Annotated in this window: 18 protein-coding genes and 1 tRNA gene; 13 read left to right on the top strand and 6 right to left on the bottom strand. The window is 58.0% G+C overall.

The window, feature by feature from the left end; all coding sequences use genetic code 11:
* The 5 genes from ACR0AL_RS13905 to ACR0AL_RS13885 all read left to right on the top strand — a co-directional run.
* Window positions 1-184, top strand: a 184-nt coding sequence (locus ACR0AL_RS13905) for a hypothetical protein (RefSeq protein ID WP_480567545.1), incomplete at its 5' end; no start/stop codon positions are given.
* A 292-nt stretch (window positions 185-476) separates the two neighbouring features.
* On the top strand, window positions 477-1,229 hold the full coding sequence (locus ACR0AL_RS13900; RefSeq protein WP_170397355.1) for a 5-oxoprolinase subunit B family protein: 753 nt from the start codon (window positions 477-479) through the stop codon (window positions 1,227-1,229).
* Window positions 1,226-2,224 (top strand): 5-oxoprolinase subunit C family protein, encoded by a 999-nt coding sequence (locus ACR0AL_RS13895; protein WP_480663445.1) that lies wholly within the window; start codon window positions 1,226-1,228, stop codon window positions 2,222-2,224. Before ACR0AL_RS13900 ends, ACR0AL_RS13895 begins: the two co-directional genes overlap by 4 nt.
* A gap of 11 nt (window positions 2,225-2,235) precedes the next feature.
* The gene (locus ACR0AL_RS13890) at window positions 2,236-2,997 is read left to right on the top strand and encodes a LamB/YcsF family protein (RefSeq protein ID WP_170412923.1); all 762 of its coding nucleotides are present in this window, start codon (window positions 2,236-2,238) and stop codon (window positions 2,995-2,997) included.
* A gap of 151 nt (window positions 2,998-3,148) precedes the next feature.
* Window positions 3,149-4,396 carry a hypothetical protein gene (locus ACR0AL_RS13885; protein WP_480663443.1) on the top strand — a complete coding sequence of 416 codons (1,248 nt, stop codon included), beginning with the start codon at window positions 3,149-3,151 and terminating at the stop codon, window positions 4,394-4,396.
* A 71-nt stretch (window positions 4,397-4,467) separates the two neighbouring features.
* Here the strand turns inward: ACR0AL_RS13885 and ACR0AL_RS13880 are convergent, their stop codons facing one another.
* Window positions 4,468-5,850, bottom strand: a complete 1,383-nt coding sequence (locus ACR0AL_RS13880; protein WP_170412917.1) for a D-alanyl-D-alanine carboxypeptidase family protein — start codon at window positions 5,848-5,850, stop codon at window positions 4,468-4,470.
* A 281-nt stretch (window positions 5,851-6,131) separates the two neighbouring features.
* A complete protein-coding gene (locus ACR0AL_RS13875) occupies window positions 6,132-6,833 on the bottom strand; it encodes an HAD family hydrolase (protein WP_170361593.1) in 702 nt (233 codons plus the stop codon).
* Window positions 6,834-6,926: 93 nt separating this feature from the next.
* Between ACR0AL_RS13875 and clpS the strand changes: the two genes are divergently transcribed.
* Genes clpS through hemF form a run of 4 tightly spaced genes read left to right on the top strand, consistent with a single transcriptional unit; the run spans window position 6,927 to window position 9,992 of the window.
* Window positions 6,927-7,271: an ATP-dependent Clp protease adapter ClpS gene (gene clpS / locus ACR0AL_RS13870; RefSeq protein WP_170350453.1), complete on the top strand. Its 345-nt coding sequence runs from the start codon at window positions 6,927-6,929 to the stop codon at window positions 7,269-7,271.
* Window positions 7,272-7,298: 27 nt separating this feature from the next.
* Window positions 7,299-8,264 carry a class I SAM-dependent methyltransferase gene (locus ACR0AL_RS13865; protein ID WP_480663441.1) on the top strand — a complete coding sequence of 322 codons (966 nt, stop codon included), beginning with the start codon at window positions 7,299-7,301 and terminating at the stop codon, window positions 8,262-8,264.
* 37 nt (window positions 8,265-8,301) lie between these two features.
* Window positions 8,302-9,102 carry an SDR family NAD(P)-dependent oxidoreductase gene (locus tag ACR0AL_RS13860; protein WP_170350457.1) on the top strand — a complete coding sequence of 267 codons (801 nt, stop codon included), beginning with the start codon at window positions 8,302-8,304 and terminating at the stop codon, window positions 9,100-9,102.
* 5 nt (window positions 9,103-9,107) lie between these two features.
* Window positions 9,108-9,992, top strand: a complete 885-nt coding sequence (gene hemF / locus ACR0AL_RS13855; RefSeq protein WP_170377575.1) for an oxygen-dependent coproporphyrinogen oxidase — start codon at window positions 9,108-9,110, stop codon at window positions 9,990-9,992.
* A 7-nt stretch (window positions 9,993-9,999) separates the two neighbouring features.
* Here the strand turns inward: hemF and ACR0AL_RS13850 are convergent, their stop codons facing one another.
* Window positions 10,000-10,413: a hypothetical protein gene (locus ACR0AL_RS13850; RefSeq protein WP_480663439.1), complete on the bottom strand. Its 414-nt coding sequence runs from the start codon at window positions 10,411-10,413 to the stop codon at window positions 10,000-10,002.
* Window positions 10,414-10,604: 191 nt separating this feature from the next.
* On the opposite strand from ACR0AL_RS13850, the gene ACR0AL_RS13845 reads away from it, so the two are divergent.
* Both ACR0AL_RS13845 and ACR0AL_RS13840 read left to right on the top strand, forming a co-directional pair.
* Window positions 10,605-11,117, top strand: a complete 513-nt coding sequence (locus tag ACR0AL_RS13845; RefSeq protein ID WP_480663437.1) for a toxin-activating lysine-acyltransferase — start codon at window positions 10,605-10,607, stop codon at window positions 11,115-11,117.
* 1 nt (window position 11,118) lies between these two features.
* Window positions 11,119-12,033, top strand: coding sequence for a Hint domain-containing protein (locus ACR0AL_RS13840; protein ID WP_480663435.1), 915 nt, complete (start codon window positions 11,119-11,121; stop codon window positions 12,031-12,033).
* Here the strand turns inward: ACR0AL_RS13840 and modC are convergent.
* From modC to modA, 3 genes are read right to left on the bottom strand one after another with little or no spacing between them, the layout of a single operon-like run.
* On the bottom strand, window positions 12,030-13,127 hold the full coding sequence (modC, locus tag ACR0AL_RS13835) for a molybdenum ABC transporter ATP-binding protein (RefSeq protein ID WP_170506829.1): 1,098 nt from the start codon (window positions 13,125-13,127) through the stop codon (window positions 12,030-12,032). The genes ACR0AL_RS13840 and modC overlap by 4 nt on opposite strands.
* Window positions 13,124-13,816, bottom strand: coding sequence for a molybdate ABC transporter permease subunit (gene modB, locus ACR0AL_RS13830; protein WP_170350469.1), 693 nt, complete (start codon window positions 13,814-13,816; stop codon window positions 13,124-13,126). The genes modC and modB overlap by 4 nt, the downstream gene beginning before the upstream one ends.
* Before the next feature lie 3 nt (window positions 13,817-13,819).
* Entirely contained in the window at window positions 13,820-14,599 is a 780-nt protein-coding gene (gene modA, locus ACR0AL_RS13825; protein ID WP_170350471.1) for a molybdate ABC transporter substrate-binding protein, read from the bottom strand.
* Between the two features lie 217 nt (window positions 14,600-14,816).
* Here modA and ACR0AL_RS13820 point away from each other — a divergent pair.
* Window positions 14,817-14,892, top strand: a tRNA-Val gene (locus ACR0AL_RS13820).
* Between the two features lie 252 nt (window positions 14,893-15,144).
* Complete coding sequence (locus ACR0AL_RS13815; protein WP_480663433.1) at window positions 15,145-16,029, top strand: tyrosine-type recombinase/integrase; 885 nt, start codon at window positions 15,145-15,147, stop codon at window positions 16,027-16,029.
* The last annotated feature ends 88 nt before the right edge of the window (window positions 16,030-16,117 follow it).

Below are 16,117 nucleotides of genomic sequence, written 5' to 3'. Positions count from 1 at the left end.
TAACAAATCCCTCAAGATGCCCCCAGTCTCTCCTGAGCGTCTCCGCCGTCTCCAGCGTCCCAACACCGCCTCAGCAGCGCCGGTGAAGGGGGTTCTAAGGTTTACCCAAACAACCCGCAAGTGGAAAATTGCATCTTGCGCGATTTTTTTGCGAATTGATTTTTTTCACTTATATTTCAAATGATTAAGATGAACCCAACTAAGCCACATACACCGCTCACGAAGTAGGCACACGCAGTTGCCCCACCATAAGCAATCGGTCAACCACCCGCATACCCTATATATAGTGAGTTCCTAACCGACATCCACAAGACCCAACCGAGTCGCATCATCTGATCCGGGCCGATTTTGAGCCCGTTTCCCCGACTCGCCTCCAAACAGGGCACTGAAAAAGGCACAACGCGCGCGCCGGGTCTTGCGCATTACCCTCGGATACTGTCACCTCGCCGGAAAGAGACAGCCAAACGCACAGTAATATGACAGCTACACACGCGCACCCCTTTCCTTGCATACGGACGGTTGGTCAGGACGGTCTATTGGTCTCGTTTGCTGACACGATGGCTGAATCCTCGAACCGGGCGGCGCTTGCATTTCGCAATGCGGTCGACCTTCTTGGATGGGAAGGTGTGATTGAGACATCGGCGTCTCTGGCCTCGGCCTATGTTCGGTTCGATCCCCTTGCCCTGCCGCACACGGAAATCCACGGGCGGATCGAAGAGATGCTGCATCAACAAGACTGGTATCGGGCACCGCTTCCTGCAGGTCGCCGCTTGTGGCAGGTACCCACTGTGTACGGAGGTGAATTAGCGCCGCAATTGGACGAAACCGCAGCGGCAGCTGGGCTGACACCAACCGAAGCCATACGACGCCTGAGTGAAACCCGTGTTCGCGTACTGACCATCGGCTTTGCGCCCGGCCTGCCATATCTTGGACCGCTAGGGCCTGAGTTCAACATTCCACGCCTCAAGAAGCTCACTCCTATGGTGCCGGAAGGAGCGCTGATCCTGGCGATATCGCAACTTGTGCTGTTTTCCAGACCCAACCCGACAGGATGGCGACATGTCGGCCAAACCGCTTTTCGCTGCTTCCGTCCCGAAGCCGAACAGAGCTTTGTCCTGCGCCCCGGCGACGAGATGCAATTTCTGCCGGTCTCACGCGCAGAACTGGAACAGATACGCGAAACCAATGATGGTCTAGGCGGGGCGACCCGAGAGGAGATCCCGGCATGAGCCTGCTGGTACATCAGATTGGCCCGGCCTGCACCATTCAGGATCAGGGGCGTTCGGGATATCTGGATCAGGGACTTTCACGGTCAGGGGCGGCAGATCAACTGGCGTTGCATGAGGGTGCCGCGCTGCTGGGTCAAAACCCGGACTGCGCAGCCCTGGAAATGGCGGGAATGGGCGGCACGTTCGAGGCCACGCAACCGGTCAGCATCGCCCTGACCGGCGCGCCAATGCAGGCCAGTATCGATGGCTTCCCGATTGTCTGGAATGCCTCTTTCTCTATGGAGGCGGGTCAGAAGCTGACGATCGGCGCCGCCAATCAGGGCAACTATGGCTATTTGCATGTTGGTGGCGGATTTGAAGTACCGCTGTTTCTGGGTTCACGTTCCGCCCACCTGACAGCGAATGTCGGGCGTGCCGTGCAGGCCGGCGACCGACTGCCCGTCGGTCCCTATTCAGGCAACACCGGTATGAAACTGCGCCCCGATGACCGATTTTCCGGGGGCACCCTGCGCGTGTTGGCAAGCTTCCAGACCCCCCTGTTCGATCCAGAAACGCTGGACCGTTTTACCAAAACCGCGTTTCGGCGCGGTGCGCGGGCCAACCGAATGGGCATGCAATTGGAAAACGATGGCGAAGGCTTTGCCGCAAAGGGTCAATTGAACATTCTGTCAGATGTGATCACCCCGGGCGACATCCAGATGACCGGCACCGGAAACCCCTTTATCCTGCTGCCCGAGTGCCAGACGACCGGTGGTTACCCTCGTATCGCCACTGTCCTGCCCTGCGATCTGCCCCGGGCGGCGCAAACCCCGGCCGGCGGGCAGATAAAGTTTACATTTGTGTCCATGGACGAGGCCGTCGCCCTGCACGCCACTTACCTGTCCGATCTGTCGCGATTGCGCGCGCGGGTCGAGCCCTTGGTCCGCGATCCGCACGACATCCCTGACCTGTTATCCTATCAATTGATCAGCGGAATGATCTCTGGCACCGAATAAGGAGTTTGCCGATGCCCAGCGTCGATTTGAATGCCGATATGGGGGAAAGCTTTGGCCCTTGGAATATGGGCGATGATGAAAGCCTGCTGAAGATCATCACCTCGGCCAATATCGCGTGTGGTTTTCATGCGGGTGACCCCGATGTCATGGCGAAAACGATGACGTCGGCTGCCCAGAACGATGTCGGCATTGGCGCGCATCCCGGCTTTCCCGATCTGCAGGGATTTGGCCGCCGCAATATGAAGGTGCCCCACGAAACCCTGCGCAATCTGGTCCGTTTTCAACTTGGCGCGGCGATGGGCATGGCCAAGGCGGTTGGTACGAAGGTCCGACATCTGAAGCTGCACGGCGCTTTGGCCAATATGTGTTCGGTCGATATCGATATGGCACGAGCTTGTTATCAGGGCGCGCTGGACGTGGACCCTGACATTATTGTCATGGTGCTGGCTGTTACCAAGCAGGAAGAGGCAGTGCGCGAATTGGGTTGCAAATGGGTGGGAGAAATTTTTGCCGACCGCGCCTATAACGATGACGGTACGCTTGTTGATCGCAGCCTGCCCGGCGCGGTCATCCACGACCCCGAACTGGCAGGACCACGCATGCTGAACATGGTCCGCAAAGGTGCAATCATCACCGAAACCGGCAAGCGGTTGGAAACCTCAATCGACACGATCTGCCTGCATGGGGATGGGCCGACCGCGGTACAGATCGCCCGGTCTGTTCGCGAGAACCTTATCGCAGGTGGCGTCGAGGTGACAAAATTCACCCGATAGACATCCGGGTGTAAGGTTTGCACCCCACCTTCTTACTGTTGCCCAGTTGGATTTCTGACCCTAGCATGCCTGCAAGTGCATGTTCTGATTATTGGAAATCCAGGCAACGCCGGACCCAGAACTCTCTGGGCCCACGCAAGGAGGGAAATTTATGTCTTTCGATTTGATGTCTTATGAACCGCGCGGGGACAAGAAGAACTCTGACTTCTTCGGCGAGTATCTACCCAAAATTTATGAGCGGCGCAGCAGCTCTGGTGTTGCCGATCAGGTCGGGCCGATGCGGGCGATTGTCCAGCAAGTGGAAACCACGGCGCTGTTCGATACGCTGATCGAATTGTATGTGATGACCCCTTATCGCCACACGGCCACATATTTGGGGCAAACGCATAAGTTTTCGGTCCTGCATTCGCATGCCGACTACCCGGCGTTGATCGTGATGGCGCCGCTCAGCCCCAGCTTTGAGGATTTCATTCCCCGCATCAATCGCATGTATCCGCTGGCGCGCGGCACTCCACAAACACGTTACGTCGGAGAGATTTACGGCGTGACAGACTTGAATACCCTTAGCAAGACGCTTGAGGATCAGAATATCCGCTTTGAATATGAAGGCGATACCGAAAACCCGTTCTACACGCTGGATGGGTTCCGGTTCACCACCCCGTCGGATTTCACTTGCAACCGGGTCGGTTATTCCACGCTGGATTTCAACGATCCCGACAGTCTGGGCTTGGGTGACCGCGTGTTGCTGAGCGATGCCGAGCAGGCGCAGTTGGATCAAGCCGCCGCTTTTGGCTCTGACAGCAGAATCTCACCCTTGATGTTGGGGGTCGACCACCTTGCCACACGTATTCTGGCTGGTGAGCGTGAAGACGCGATCCTCGAGTTTCTGACCATGGTGCCCTATTACTTCTGGGGTGCTTACAACATCTTTGACATGAACTCGTCGACCAACGTGAACCGAAACCCGAATGTGGATGATGACAAAAAATCTCCCGCCAAGGTTTTCACCGCCAACAACACCCCGTCCTTCATCAATTCATTCGAGCGACTGCCGATGCCGACCGAGGATTTCGTCCGAAATTTTGGCCGTCGCCTGCATCACATGGCCATCGAAATTCAGGACGGAGATCACAACGCCGGTGAGAAAAACGTCGATTTCGTGGTTAATACGCTCAAGGATAAAGGCGTGCCGTTTCTGGCCCATGTGGTGGGTGAATGCAAAGACGATCCGAACCTCAAGCAGATTTTCTCGAAACACTCGAAGAATACGCTGCTGATCACGGAATATATCGAACGCTGCCACCACTATGACGGGTTCTTCACCAAGGACAACGTGGCGGCCCTGACAGCCGCCGCCGGGCAGGACGAACAATACCAGCATGGCCACGTGTTCGACTAAAACGCCCTGACAAAAAAGGGCTGCGAGTTTCCTCGCAGCCCAGATCCATCCAGGAGAGTATATGTCGGATCTTATGACGGCCCGATCATGAAACAGGTGACATTCCGGGCCTGAAGCCTGCGGCAGGCCAAATCGGCCTGTTCGCGGGTCATGCCCTGGAATGTCGCGTCAAAGCCGCGCGAGCTTTGGTTCACCTTGCGCAGCGTGCCTTCCAGAGTGGTCATTTCCGACAGGGCAGTTTTCAGCAAAACCTTTTCCGCCTCGTATCGGGTGGTATAGCGGCCCACGTTGACGCCCCACAGATGCCCGCCGGACGTGGAAAGGCGGGTGACAATTTCCGGTTCGGGTTCCGGCTGCACGGCCGGATCGGCCGACGCCAGAACCAGATCATCCGGACGCGCAGCGGGGCGCGCTGTGTCGCCGGTTGGGGTTTGGATATCCGCAGCGGCCATGGCGGCTGCAATACCGTCCTGAATACGCGCGCCGTTCTTGGCCGCTGTCGCAGCAACCGTGCCCGCAACCTGTACCGCAGACCCTGCCGTTGGACGCAGTACCGGACGGAGACTGGAATTTGGTGCACCGGTCAGAGCTGCAACCGTCGCGCCCAATCCGGCATTCCCGGCATAGGCCGGGCGCGCCGGTTTACGGATCGGTGCCCGAGACGGGGCGCGGCGGAAGCCCATGTCCAACAGCTCGGCCACTTTGGCGTTGCGCGATGCGCCCGACTTGCCGCCAAAGACGGTGGCGATGATACGTTCATCTTTGCGCTTGGCCGAGGCCACAAGATTGAAGCCCGCAGCCCGGGTGTAGCCTGTCTTGATCCCATCAGCGCCCTTATAGGCGGCCAGCAGGCGGCGGTTGGTGTTGGGAACGGTCTTGATCCCCGCATGTGTCGATTGGCGCGAGAACAGATTGTAGTATTGCGGGTAATCATACAGCAGATGACGGCCCAAAGTGGTCATATCACGCGCGGTCGACAGGTGGCCTGATTCCGTCAAACCATGCGCGTTCTTGAAGGTTGTGCGGCTCATGCCCATCGCCTTGGCCGTACGGGTCATGCGGCGGGCAAAGGCGGCCTCGGACCCGCTGATCGCAATACCGATGGCGGTAGCAGCGTCGTTCGCCGATTTAACCGCCGCGGCACGGATCAGATAGCGGAATGCAATTCGCTGACCGGACCGCAAGCCCAGCTTTGACGGCGGCTCGGACGCGGCCTTTTTGGTGATGCGCACCTGGGTATCCAGATCGATCTCACCGTTCCGCACCGCTTCGAACGCAATATAAAGCGTCATCATCTTTGTCAGCGAAGCCGGATGCAGCCGTGTGTCGGCATTGCGCGAATGCAGCACCTCGCCGGTGCGTGCATCGATCACCATCGCCGCATAAGGAGCAGCCACCCCTTGCAACGGCGCAAAGGAGAGCAGCCACAAGAATGCTATAAGGAATAAGCCCATTCGGGCCGGAACTGTCCGCCGAACCTGCACGATCTTTGCCTCTGTCTACCTCGGGCCGCCGGGTTTTCCCGGTCGGCTAAATAATTATTTTATTATTGATCAGGCTAACACAGAGACCCAGTGAAAGAAACAAAAAGCTCGTGAATTCGCGGTTTCTTGAGCTTGCCACGGACACACCACATGTGGTCAGGCGCACCCTTGCCACCACCAAATCCATGAATATGACCAGATTTTGCCGACGCTGGGCGTCGATTTTTCAGGACTGAGACCATTCGGCCACATCAGCTGAGTCGCTGAACAAGATTGGCAAGCTGACCCAAATCCTGAAGCTCGCGGTATCGCGGGTTATCCGCCGGGGTTTCGGCCTGTTCGATTTCCCAAACCAGACCGTGCGGCACATACACGCCCCAGCACCCGGCCTGTATCGGGGCCACCACGTCCGAGCGCATCGAATTGCCAACCATCATCGCCGATGCAGGCCCGTCACCGTATTGGCCAAAGATGAGCCGATAGGTCTGAGGCGTTTTCTCGGACACAATCTCGACCCCGTCGAACAGCTCACCCAACCCCGACTGGGCCAGTTTCCTCTCTTGATCAATCAGATCGCCCTTGGTGATCAGCACCACCTGATGAGTCGCCGCCACGCTTTCAATCGCCGCGCGTGCATGGGGCAACAGCTCGATCGGATGGGCCAGCATCTCTTGCCCGGCTTCTATCAATTGCCGAATGACCGAGGCGGGAACCCGGTCATCCGTCACCTCAATCGCAGTTTCGATCATTGATAGGGTGAAACCTTTGATTCCATATCCATAGTGCCGGATATTGCGTTTTTCTGCGGCCAGCAGACGCTCCATCAGGTGATCCCTTTCGGCGTGATCCGCCAGAAGATCGGCGAAATAAGCCTGCGTCAGCTGAAAAAACCGCTCATTGTGCCACAATGTATCATCCGCATCGAAGCCGATTGTGGTAAGATTTTGGCCCATGGCTATTACGTCCTGCTGGCTCTTTTCTCTGGCTGGTTCGACGTTATATAAGCGCAAAGACAAACCGAAGCCTGAATCGGACAGTAGAACGCGATGCTTGAACACCAATGGATGATGTCTGACAAATCGGACGACGACGATGCCGACGCGTCTGTCCTGGTACAGACGCGCACCAAGACCAAGCGTCCGCCGCTGTACAAGGTTCTGCTGCTGAATGACGATTACACGCCGATGGAATTCGTTGTGCATGTACTGGAACGGTTCTTTGGCATGACCCACGCGCAGGCGTTCGAGATCATGCTGACGGTGCATAAAAAAGGCGTGGCCGTCGTTGGCGTGTTCAGCCACGAGATCGCCGAGACCAAAGTGGGCCAGGTCATGGATTTCGCCCGCAGGCACCAGCACCCCTTGCAATGCACCATGGAACGGGAAGAGTAAGACCAGACCGGTCTTACGGAATCGCTTATGTCCCCTCGCCTTGATATTGCGCTGCAAAGCGGTCTGACCTTGTCGCAACCACTGACTGTACTGGGGCCAACAACGGCCAGTGACCTGTCTGATTTGCCGCGTGAAACGCAAGTGGTGCAGCCGTTTAAACCCTTTCACGACCATTTCACCCAACAGGGCTTCGCGGTTGTACCCGTGGCGCAAGATCCCTGTCAGGACGCCATCGTAATCCTACCTCGCGCCAAGGCATTGGCCCGGTCGATGGTGCAGCAGGCCTGCACCCGCGCGAATGGCGTGATTGTCGTTGACGGCGCCAAGACCGACGGTGTGGACAGTTTGCTGAAGGACATCCGCAAGCGGGTCGCGGTTGAGGGGCCGATTTCAAAGGCGCATGGCAAGATCTTCTGGTTCCAGTCCGATCCGCATGCTTTTGCGGATTGGGCCGCGCCCGCCCATCAGACCGCGGACGGTTTTAAAACCGCGCCAGGCGTATTCTCGGCCGACGGCATTGATCCGGCCTCGGCCCTGTTGCGGGCCGCGCTGCCGGACAAGCTGGGCGCTCGGGTCGCCGATCTGGGGGCTGGTTGGGGGTATCTTTCGGCCGGGCTGCTGCAGGCGCCGGGCCTGAAATCCTTGCACCTGGTCGAGGCCAACCATATTGCGCTGACCTGTGCCCGCACCAATGTGACTGATCCCCGCGCTCAGTTTCACTGGGCCGATGCGGTGACATGGCGTGCCGACGAACCCATCGACACCGTGGTGATGAACCCACCGTTTCACACTACGCGCAACGCCGATCCGGCACTGGGGCAAGGCTTTATCACATCCGCGGCAAAGAACCTGACCCGCAATGGCACATTGTGGATGGTGGCCAACCGCCACCTCCCCTATGAGCCCACATTGACCGACACATTTGCGCATGTCGAAGAAGTGACCGGCGACAATCGGTTCAAGGTGTTCCATGCCTCTCGCCCTCGGCGGTGATCCCAGTTAACCTGCGCCGCAATTCAGGAGGAAGCGCATGTCCTTTTCCATAGCAGGCAAAACCGCAATCGTGACCGGCGGCGCCAACGGAGTCGGCCTGGCCATCGGGCGCCACTTTGCCGATGCCGGGGCCAATGTGATGTTCGCCGACATGGACGAAAAGCGGCTGGCCGAAGAACTGGGCGAGCAGGCCGATGACAGCAATATCCGTTTCTTTGCTGGCGACCTGCGGGAAAAGCTGACAATTGCCAACCTGCTGTCGGCCACAATCGACGCCTTCGATCAGGTGGATATCCTGATCAACGGCGCCCGTCAGGTGATCCCTTCTGATCCGCTGGATGCCGAAGACGATTCAGTCCGCACCCTTCTGAATCAGAACCTAATGCCCGCCCTACGGTTAAGCCAGTTGGTCGCCAAACGTATGATCAAACAAGCCGGAGATGACGAGGAAAACATTGCAGGCTCGATCATCAACCTGTCTTCGATTGCAGCGCGACGAACCCACCCTGACCTGATGGCCTATTCCGTCTCGACCGCCGCGCTGGATCAGATGACCCGATCCTTGGCTGTCGCGCTGGCCCCCAACCGTATTCGGGTAAATTCCATCGCATTGGGATCCGTGATGAGCGCCTCATTGCGCTCCACCCTGAAAGAGAACCGCGACTTTCGGGACGATATAGAAAAACACACTCCGCTGGCCCGCATTGCTGCGCCGACCGAACTGACCGAAACAGCACAGTTTCTGGCCTCGGACGCCGCAGGTTTCATCACCGGACAAATTCTAACCATTGACGGCGGCCGCACCCTGCTGGACCCCGTTGCAGCCCCAGCGCACTGACACATATGTTCGACACCGAAAAATCCACCGCTTCTGCATGGTTCCGCCAATTGCGGGACCAAATCGTCACCGCCTTTGAGGCTCTTGAAGACAGCCACGACACCGGGCCGTTTTCGGACGCCAGACCTGGACGGTTCGAAATCAAGGAAACCACGCGCCAGTCCGAAGATGGCACGGATGCGGGCGGCGGATTGATGTCGGTGATGCGCGGTGGCCGCGTGTTCGAAAAGGTCGGCGTCAATATCTCAACCGTCTACGGGACACTTGGCGCGCGCGCGCAGCAGGCGATGGCAGCGCGCAAAGGCATTCCGGGCATGACCGAAGACCCTCGCTTTTGGGCCTCGGGCATTTCGCTGGTCGCGCATATGCAAAATCCGCATGTTCCGGCGGTGCATATGAACACTCGCATGTTCTGGACCCCACATGCATGGTGGTTCGGCGGTGGATCCGACCTGAACCCTTGCATTGAATATGACGAGGACACGGCCCATTTCCACGCCACGCAAAAGGCGCATCTGGACCCGCACGGGCCAGGTCATTACCCACGCCTGAAAGAATGGGCGGACGAATATTTCTATATCCCGCACCGCAAACGCGCCCGCGGGGTTGGCGGTATCTTCATGGATGATTACTGCACCGGCGATTGGGCCGCGGATTTTGCGCTGACACAAGATATCGGCCGTGCCTTTCTTCCGGCCTTTTTACCCCTGGTCGAACAGCGCCGAGTACAAGGATTCAACGATGCCGACAAGAACGCTCAGCTTGTGCATCGGGGCCTCTATGCCGAATACAACCTGGTTTACGACCGGGGCACCAAGTTCGGGCTGGAAACCGGCCACGATCCCGACGCCGTGCTGATGAGCTTGCCGCCGATGGCCAAATGGGTCTGATCTACCCTCAGAAATCGAAATCCATAAAGTTATCGTAGCAACGGCTTTGCGCCCCGGATGCCGACATACTTTCGCCCACGCGGCTGACGCTGATCGAATAACTCTTTTTTGTGCTGCCCCCTTCGGGCTTAGTCAGCGAAAACTCCACCGTCCGTGTTTGCTTTTCATAAGGTCTCGAGACATAAATCTGCTGCGTTGTCGGCAGGCCAAGGGTGCGGATGGCGAAATCACCGATACCGCACCAATAGGCAATTGCCTTTGACGTGCCATGCGTGGCCACTTGATAGTTGCCATTGTCCAATGGCGTCACTGTCGTGCGAAAGCCGGGATTGAAGCCATACCTAAACCCAAACCCGGTCGCTTGCGCCAGGGTTGGCACCAACACCAGAACACCTATGCTGAATAATCTGAATAATTGCATGGCAAAACTCCTCTGACCAAAATTCGGCTTTGGTTGAAATGATAGGGATCAGGCCCGTTGAGTAAAGTTTGCGATATGCGGCGCAATTCTCACCGTTCCGCAACGGAAACAAGCCGCTGTGACTGAAACGGTATCATTTCAGGGCGTTAGAGGGTAAACTCAGATCGTCGGTCATTTGCACGAGGCACGGGTTGAGCAAGGCATTCCCAAAGGACTGGTTCGACATTCCGCCCGAAAAATACGCGGATTTCGGCGCGATGTTCTATCTGGCGTCGCTGACAACACCGCATGGGGATCGCAGTCTGGCGCAGGTGCTTTATGCCTTTGAAACGCCGTTCCGGCTGGGCCAATATCACATCTTTCGGCAAAATGGCTTTCCGCGCGGATTCGTGACATTCGCTGGCCTTAGCCCCGAGGTCGAGCATCGATACGCCATTCAGGGAACCCCATTGACCGAAGTTGACTTCACCAGTGGCTCATCGTTCTGGATCATCGACTTGGTTGCCCCGTTCGGGCAGACCAATCAGATTGTAGAGATGCTGAAAAAGAGCATCCCCCATCCTAGGGTTCGCACGAACCGCATGGACAGTGATATGTCTCAAAACCGGATCGTGGAATGGACGCGTGATGACACGGGCGCGATTCATATGCAGCTGTACCGCAAGCAGGAGTTCGCGCAGATTCTGGCGGCAGAGGGCACGTGACATGGTTTCGATAGCAATTACGGGTGAAATAATTGGCGATGTGACCGGCAACCCTCCGAACCAGGCTATGGGCGATCTGGATCTGGACAGCAACGTCCCCATTTTGTCGGAAACATGGGTCATCTCTTCGCCTCCGGCTTTTGGAACAGCCAGCGTCGACCCGAATACTGGGGAATGGACTTATACAGTTGACCCGACTTTTTTTGACAGCCTGGACGACAATCAAATCGTCACCGACACCTTCACCATTCAAGTGACTGGTGAGTTCGGCACATTTCTTGGGCCGTTCCCTTTCGACCTGCAGCAAGAGATCACGATCACCATCGAAGGGGTGTGTTTTACGGCTGGTACGCTGATCGAAACCCTGGAAGGTGCGCAACTAATCGAGGCCTTATCCGTTGGAGATCAGGTTCTGACCGCAGATCACGGCCCGCAACCGATCCGATGGATCGAAAGCAGCGTATTGCCACCCGAGCGATTACGAGAAAATCCCGCCATGCGGCCTGTCAGGATCAGCGCGGGCAGCCTTGGCCCAAATACGCCCAGCCGGGATTTGCTGGTGTCGCAGCAGCACCGCGTTCTGATCCGCGGTCCCAAGGTCGATTTGCTGTTCGGCACGCCCGAGGCGCTGGTCGCGGCCAAACATCTGTGTTCCTGGCCAGGGATCGATATTGAAACCTCTGACGCGGCCGTCGAGTATTTCCACATTCTGCTGGACGAACATGAAATCCTGACCGCCGAAGGCGCATCGGCTGAAAGCCTGTTTCTGGGTGAGGAATCCTTGTACACGCTGTCATCCGAGGCATTGCAGGAATTGGCGGCGATATTCCCCGATTCCGCGACCCCTGATGGGAAGGGCTTCGGTCGCGCCGCCCGTTTGGTTCTGCGTGAATTCGAAGCGCGCGCGCTGATTTAAGACGGGGTCAGCCTGCCGCCCACATCCTGCGGAGCCAGGGCAACGGTCTTGATTACCGCAAAACAGGACTTGCCCGGTTCCAACCCCAAAGCCGCGACAGAACGGCGGGTCACGCGCGCCAAGATCGGCCCTGCGGACGTTTGCAATGAGACGATGGCGCCCGGCCCGCCGCCCGCGCGGATGGTGTCAACCGTCCCTTCCAACATGTTCAACGCCGACAATCCATCAGGCCGCTTGCTGGACAGGATCACCTCTTGCGCGGGAATACGGATTCGAAGGTCTTCCCCTACTTGATGCGGGATACGTGGCAGGAACAGGCGTGCACCGCCGGCCTCCAGCTCGGTCAACCCATCCGCATGATGTTCCTGAACCCGCACATTCAGCACCGCGCCCACAGCGCGAACCCCGGCCGGAGCCACGGACGGGTCAGCCATAACTTCTGAGGCCGGGCCATGCCGCACCACTTTGCCATCCTGCAAAGCGACGACAGAGGTGGCCAGCCGTGCGACCTCGGCCGCGGAATGGGTGACGTACAGAATGGGCACTGAAACCTCATCCCGCAGCCGTTCGAAATAGGGCAGGATCTCAGCCTTGCGCGCCTCGTCCAGCGCGGCCAGCGGCTCGTCGGCAAGGATCAGGCGCGGGCTGGCCAATAGTGCACGCCCAATGGCGACTCGCTGCTTTTCTCCGCCCGACAAGCCCGCTGGACGGCGATCCAGCAGATGCCCAATGCCAAGCATTTCGATCACTTTGTCCGGGTTCTCGCGGCGCGCGCGCTTTGGTGCGAACCAGCGACCATAGGCCAGATTTTGGCGCACTGTCAGATGCGGGAACAGGCGACCTTCCTGAAAGATATAACCCAACCGCCTGCGATGCGGCGGTAACCAGAGGTCCTGTTCGGTATCAAATAGTTCCCACCCATCAACGGCAACACGCCCGGCTTTGGGCCGCAGAAGTCCCGCCACGGCATTGACCACGGTGGTCTTGCCCGACCCCGACCGCCCGAACAGAACCGTCACCCCCAAGGGCGCGTCAAAGCTGAGGTCCAGCTTGATATCGGGCAGGTCATGCTGCAGGCGGACAGACAGCCTCATGACCCGGACACCCGAGCGGCGGCGCGACGACCAATATATTCCGACAGTAGCAGTGCGCCCATGGCAATGATGATTGAAATCACAACCAGTCGGGTCGCTGCCCCCTCACCGCCGGGCACCTGCAGGAAGGCATAGACGGCTGACGGCAAGGTCTGTGTCTGGCCGGGAATGTTTGAGACAAAGGTGATCGTGGCGCCAAATTCGCCCATTGCCTTGGCGAAAGCGAGAATACTGCCCGCGATCACACCGGGCAGGATCATTGGCAGGGTCACGGTCGCAAACACAAAGGGCCGCGACGCGCCCAAGGTCGCTCCGGCCTGTTCCAACTTGGGGTCTACCGCCTCGATCGACAGACGAATAGCGCGCACCATCAATGGAAAGGCCATAATCCCCGCCGCCAGCGCCGCTCCGGTCCAGCGGAAGGCGACCACGATGCCGAACTCCCCCAGTAGCCTGCCCATCGGCCCCTGAATCCCGAATGTCAGCAGCAGCAGATACCCGGTTACAACCGGCGGCAGGATCAGCGGCAGATGCACCAACCCATTCAGCAATTGACGCCCGGGAAACCGCCAGCGCGCCAGCGCATAAGCCACGAAAATGCCAAAGGGCAATGTCACCAACGTCGCCCAGAAGGAAACGCGCAGCGACAATCTCAGCGCTTCAATTTCTGCGGGCCCCAACCATCCCATGTGTCAACTGCCCGGCAGGGTAAAACCCTGTTCTGCAAAGATGGTTTGGGACGTATCCGATTGCAGGTGGTCCAGAAACGCCCGTGCCTCAGGCCGCGCCGAAGTGTTTACGGCAGCGGGGTAAATGATCGGCGGGTGAAGCTCTGACGGGAACGAGGCCACGACCTTCACCCGATCTTCAACCTGCGCATCGGATTGGTAAACGATCCCCAGTGGCGCCGCCCCTGCCGCGACCAGCGCGAGCGCCGCGCGCACGTTGTCAGTCTGGGCGATCCGAGGTTGCACGCCCTCCCACAGCCCCAGTTTTTGCAGGGCCGCCTTGCCGTAGATACCCGCAGGCACCGCATCGACCAGCGCCATGGCCAGATGCCCGCTGCCCAGCCTTGCAATCAAATCGGTGTCCGCCTGAATATGCCCGATCTGCGCCTGATCCGACCCACCGATCAGAACCAGCCCATTGCCCAGCAGATCCACGCGCGAGGCCACGTCGATCAATCCCTGATCCTGCAGAACATCCATCCAATCCACATTGGCGAAAATGAACACATCTGCGGGCGCGCCCAACTGAATCTGCCGCGCCAACACTGACGAGGCCGCATAGGACACCGTCACCTGATGCCCTGTTTGCTGCTCGAATATCGGTGCGATCTCATCCAACGCGGTTTTCAGACTGGCAGCCGCAAACACCAAAACTTCTGCCGCGCTGACCCGGAGCGGTGCCAGCGTTACAGTGCCAAGCACCAGGGCCGCGATTGCGCATCGGCGGGCAAGGGACAGGATCATATGCTCTCGCGTCAGGAAGGTTGCGTCCCTTCGGAGATATCTGAGGCAACCGGGGGCACGCAAGCGTCTTTCCCATACGATCAGGGCCAGCCTGCGGAAAATGAACAAGACTACCGGGGCCTGCGATACACTGGGGCGGATTATCCGGTATTGAGGTAAAGAAATTGTGCCGGACCCTCTTGCACCCGCGCGCAGGCTTGGCTACATGCAGCGTCACGGGTGATTAGCTCAGTTGGTAGAGCGCTTCGTTTACACCGAAGATGTCGGGAGTTCGAGTCTCTCATCACCCACCATCCTTTCCCTGCAATGTATCAAGGTCTTATGCGACTAGCACCTTTTGCTGTGCTGCGCGTAAAACAGTGTCCGCTGCGCCTCCGCTGCACTTAGACAGAAGAGATGTCTCCAACACAGGAGATATGGCCATGGCAACTATCGTAAAGCGGCCTAGTGGAAAGTGGCAAGCGACGGTTCGGAAAGACGGGCAATCTCGATCTAAGTCCTTTCTGAAGCGTGCTGATGCAGCGAAGTGGGCGCGAGAGACGGAGTTGAGCGCCGACAGAGGATTGCTGACGCCTACTCTCGGTGTCAGCCCATCCGAGATGACCCTTGGAGAGGTGCTGCGCAAATACCGAGATAACGTCACGAGCGAGAAACGATGTGCGAACAATGAAAGTTACGCAATTAACGGGTTCCTGCGGAAAGGCTCCAAGCTAGCCAAAATGAAGGTCAGCAAGCTGCGATCCGCTGACTTCGTCCGCTATCGTGACCAACGCATCAAAACCATGAAGGCGGCGACTGTCGTTAGGGAACTGGGTTGGTTGCAGCACGCCCTTGATATCGCCTGTGAGGATTGGGGGCAAAACGTGCCGCAAGGAAACCCGGTCAAGCCTGTCCGACGACCAAAGATTGACAACCGCCGCGAGAGACGATTGCAGCAAGGAGAATGGCAGGCTTTGTTGGCAGCCGTAAACCAAGTCCGGTCTCCGCTGATGAAACCGTTGCTGACGCTGGCCTTGGCAACCGGGATGCGACGCGGGGAATTGTTATCAATGCAATGGAAGAACGTAGACCTTGAGCGTCGGACAGTGTTCTTGCCCCAAACCAAAAACGGTTGTGCCCGTACAGTGCCTCTAAGCCCGAATGCCGTTGCCGTATTGATGGGCCTGCCACGCGGTGAGGACCGTTGTTTGCCCCTGTCTGGTAACTCTGTGCGATTGGCCTTTGAACGCCTCAGACAACGTGCAGGCGTGGTTGACCTTACATTTCATGATATTCGACACGAGGCGGTGTCCCGCTTTGTGGAAAGCGGGTTATCGTTGGCGCAGGTCCAAATGATCAGCGGCCATCGGGATTTGCGGATGCTGATGCGTTACACCCACCTGCAGACCGATGACATCGTGGCAAAGTTGGCAGCCGTAGAACATGCCTAAATCGGCGTGATGCTGTGCAGGGTGGTCGTAGTTTCTCGATGCGTCAGTTTTTGACCACCCTACTCCCTATCAAGCGACGACACTGCTC

The sequence above is a fragment of the Ruegeria sp. BB1 genome, from assembly GCF_056539465.1.
Note: the sequence above shows the minus strand (reverse complement) of the source record. Positions and strands in the feature narration are given on the sequence as shown.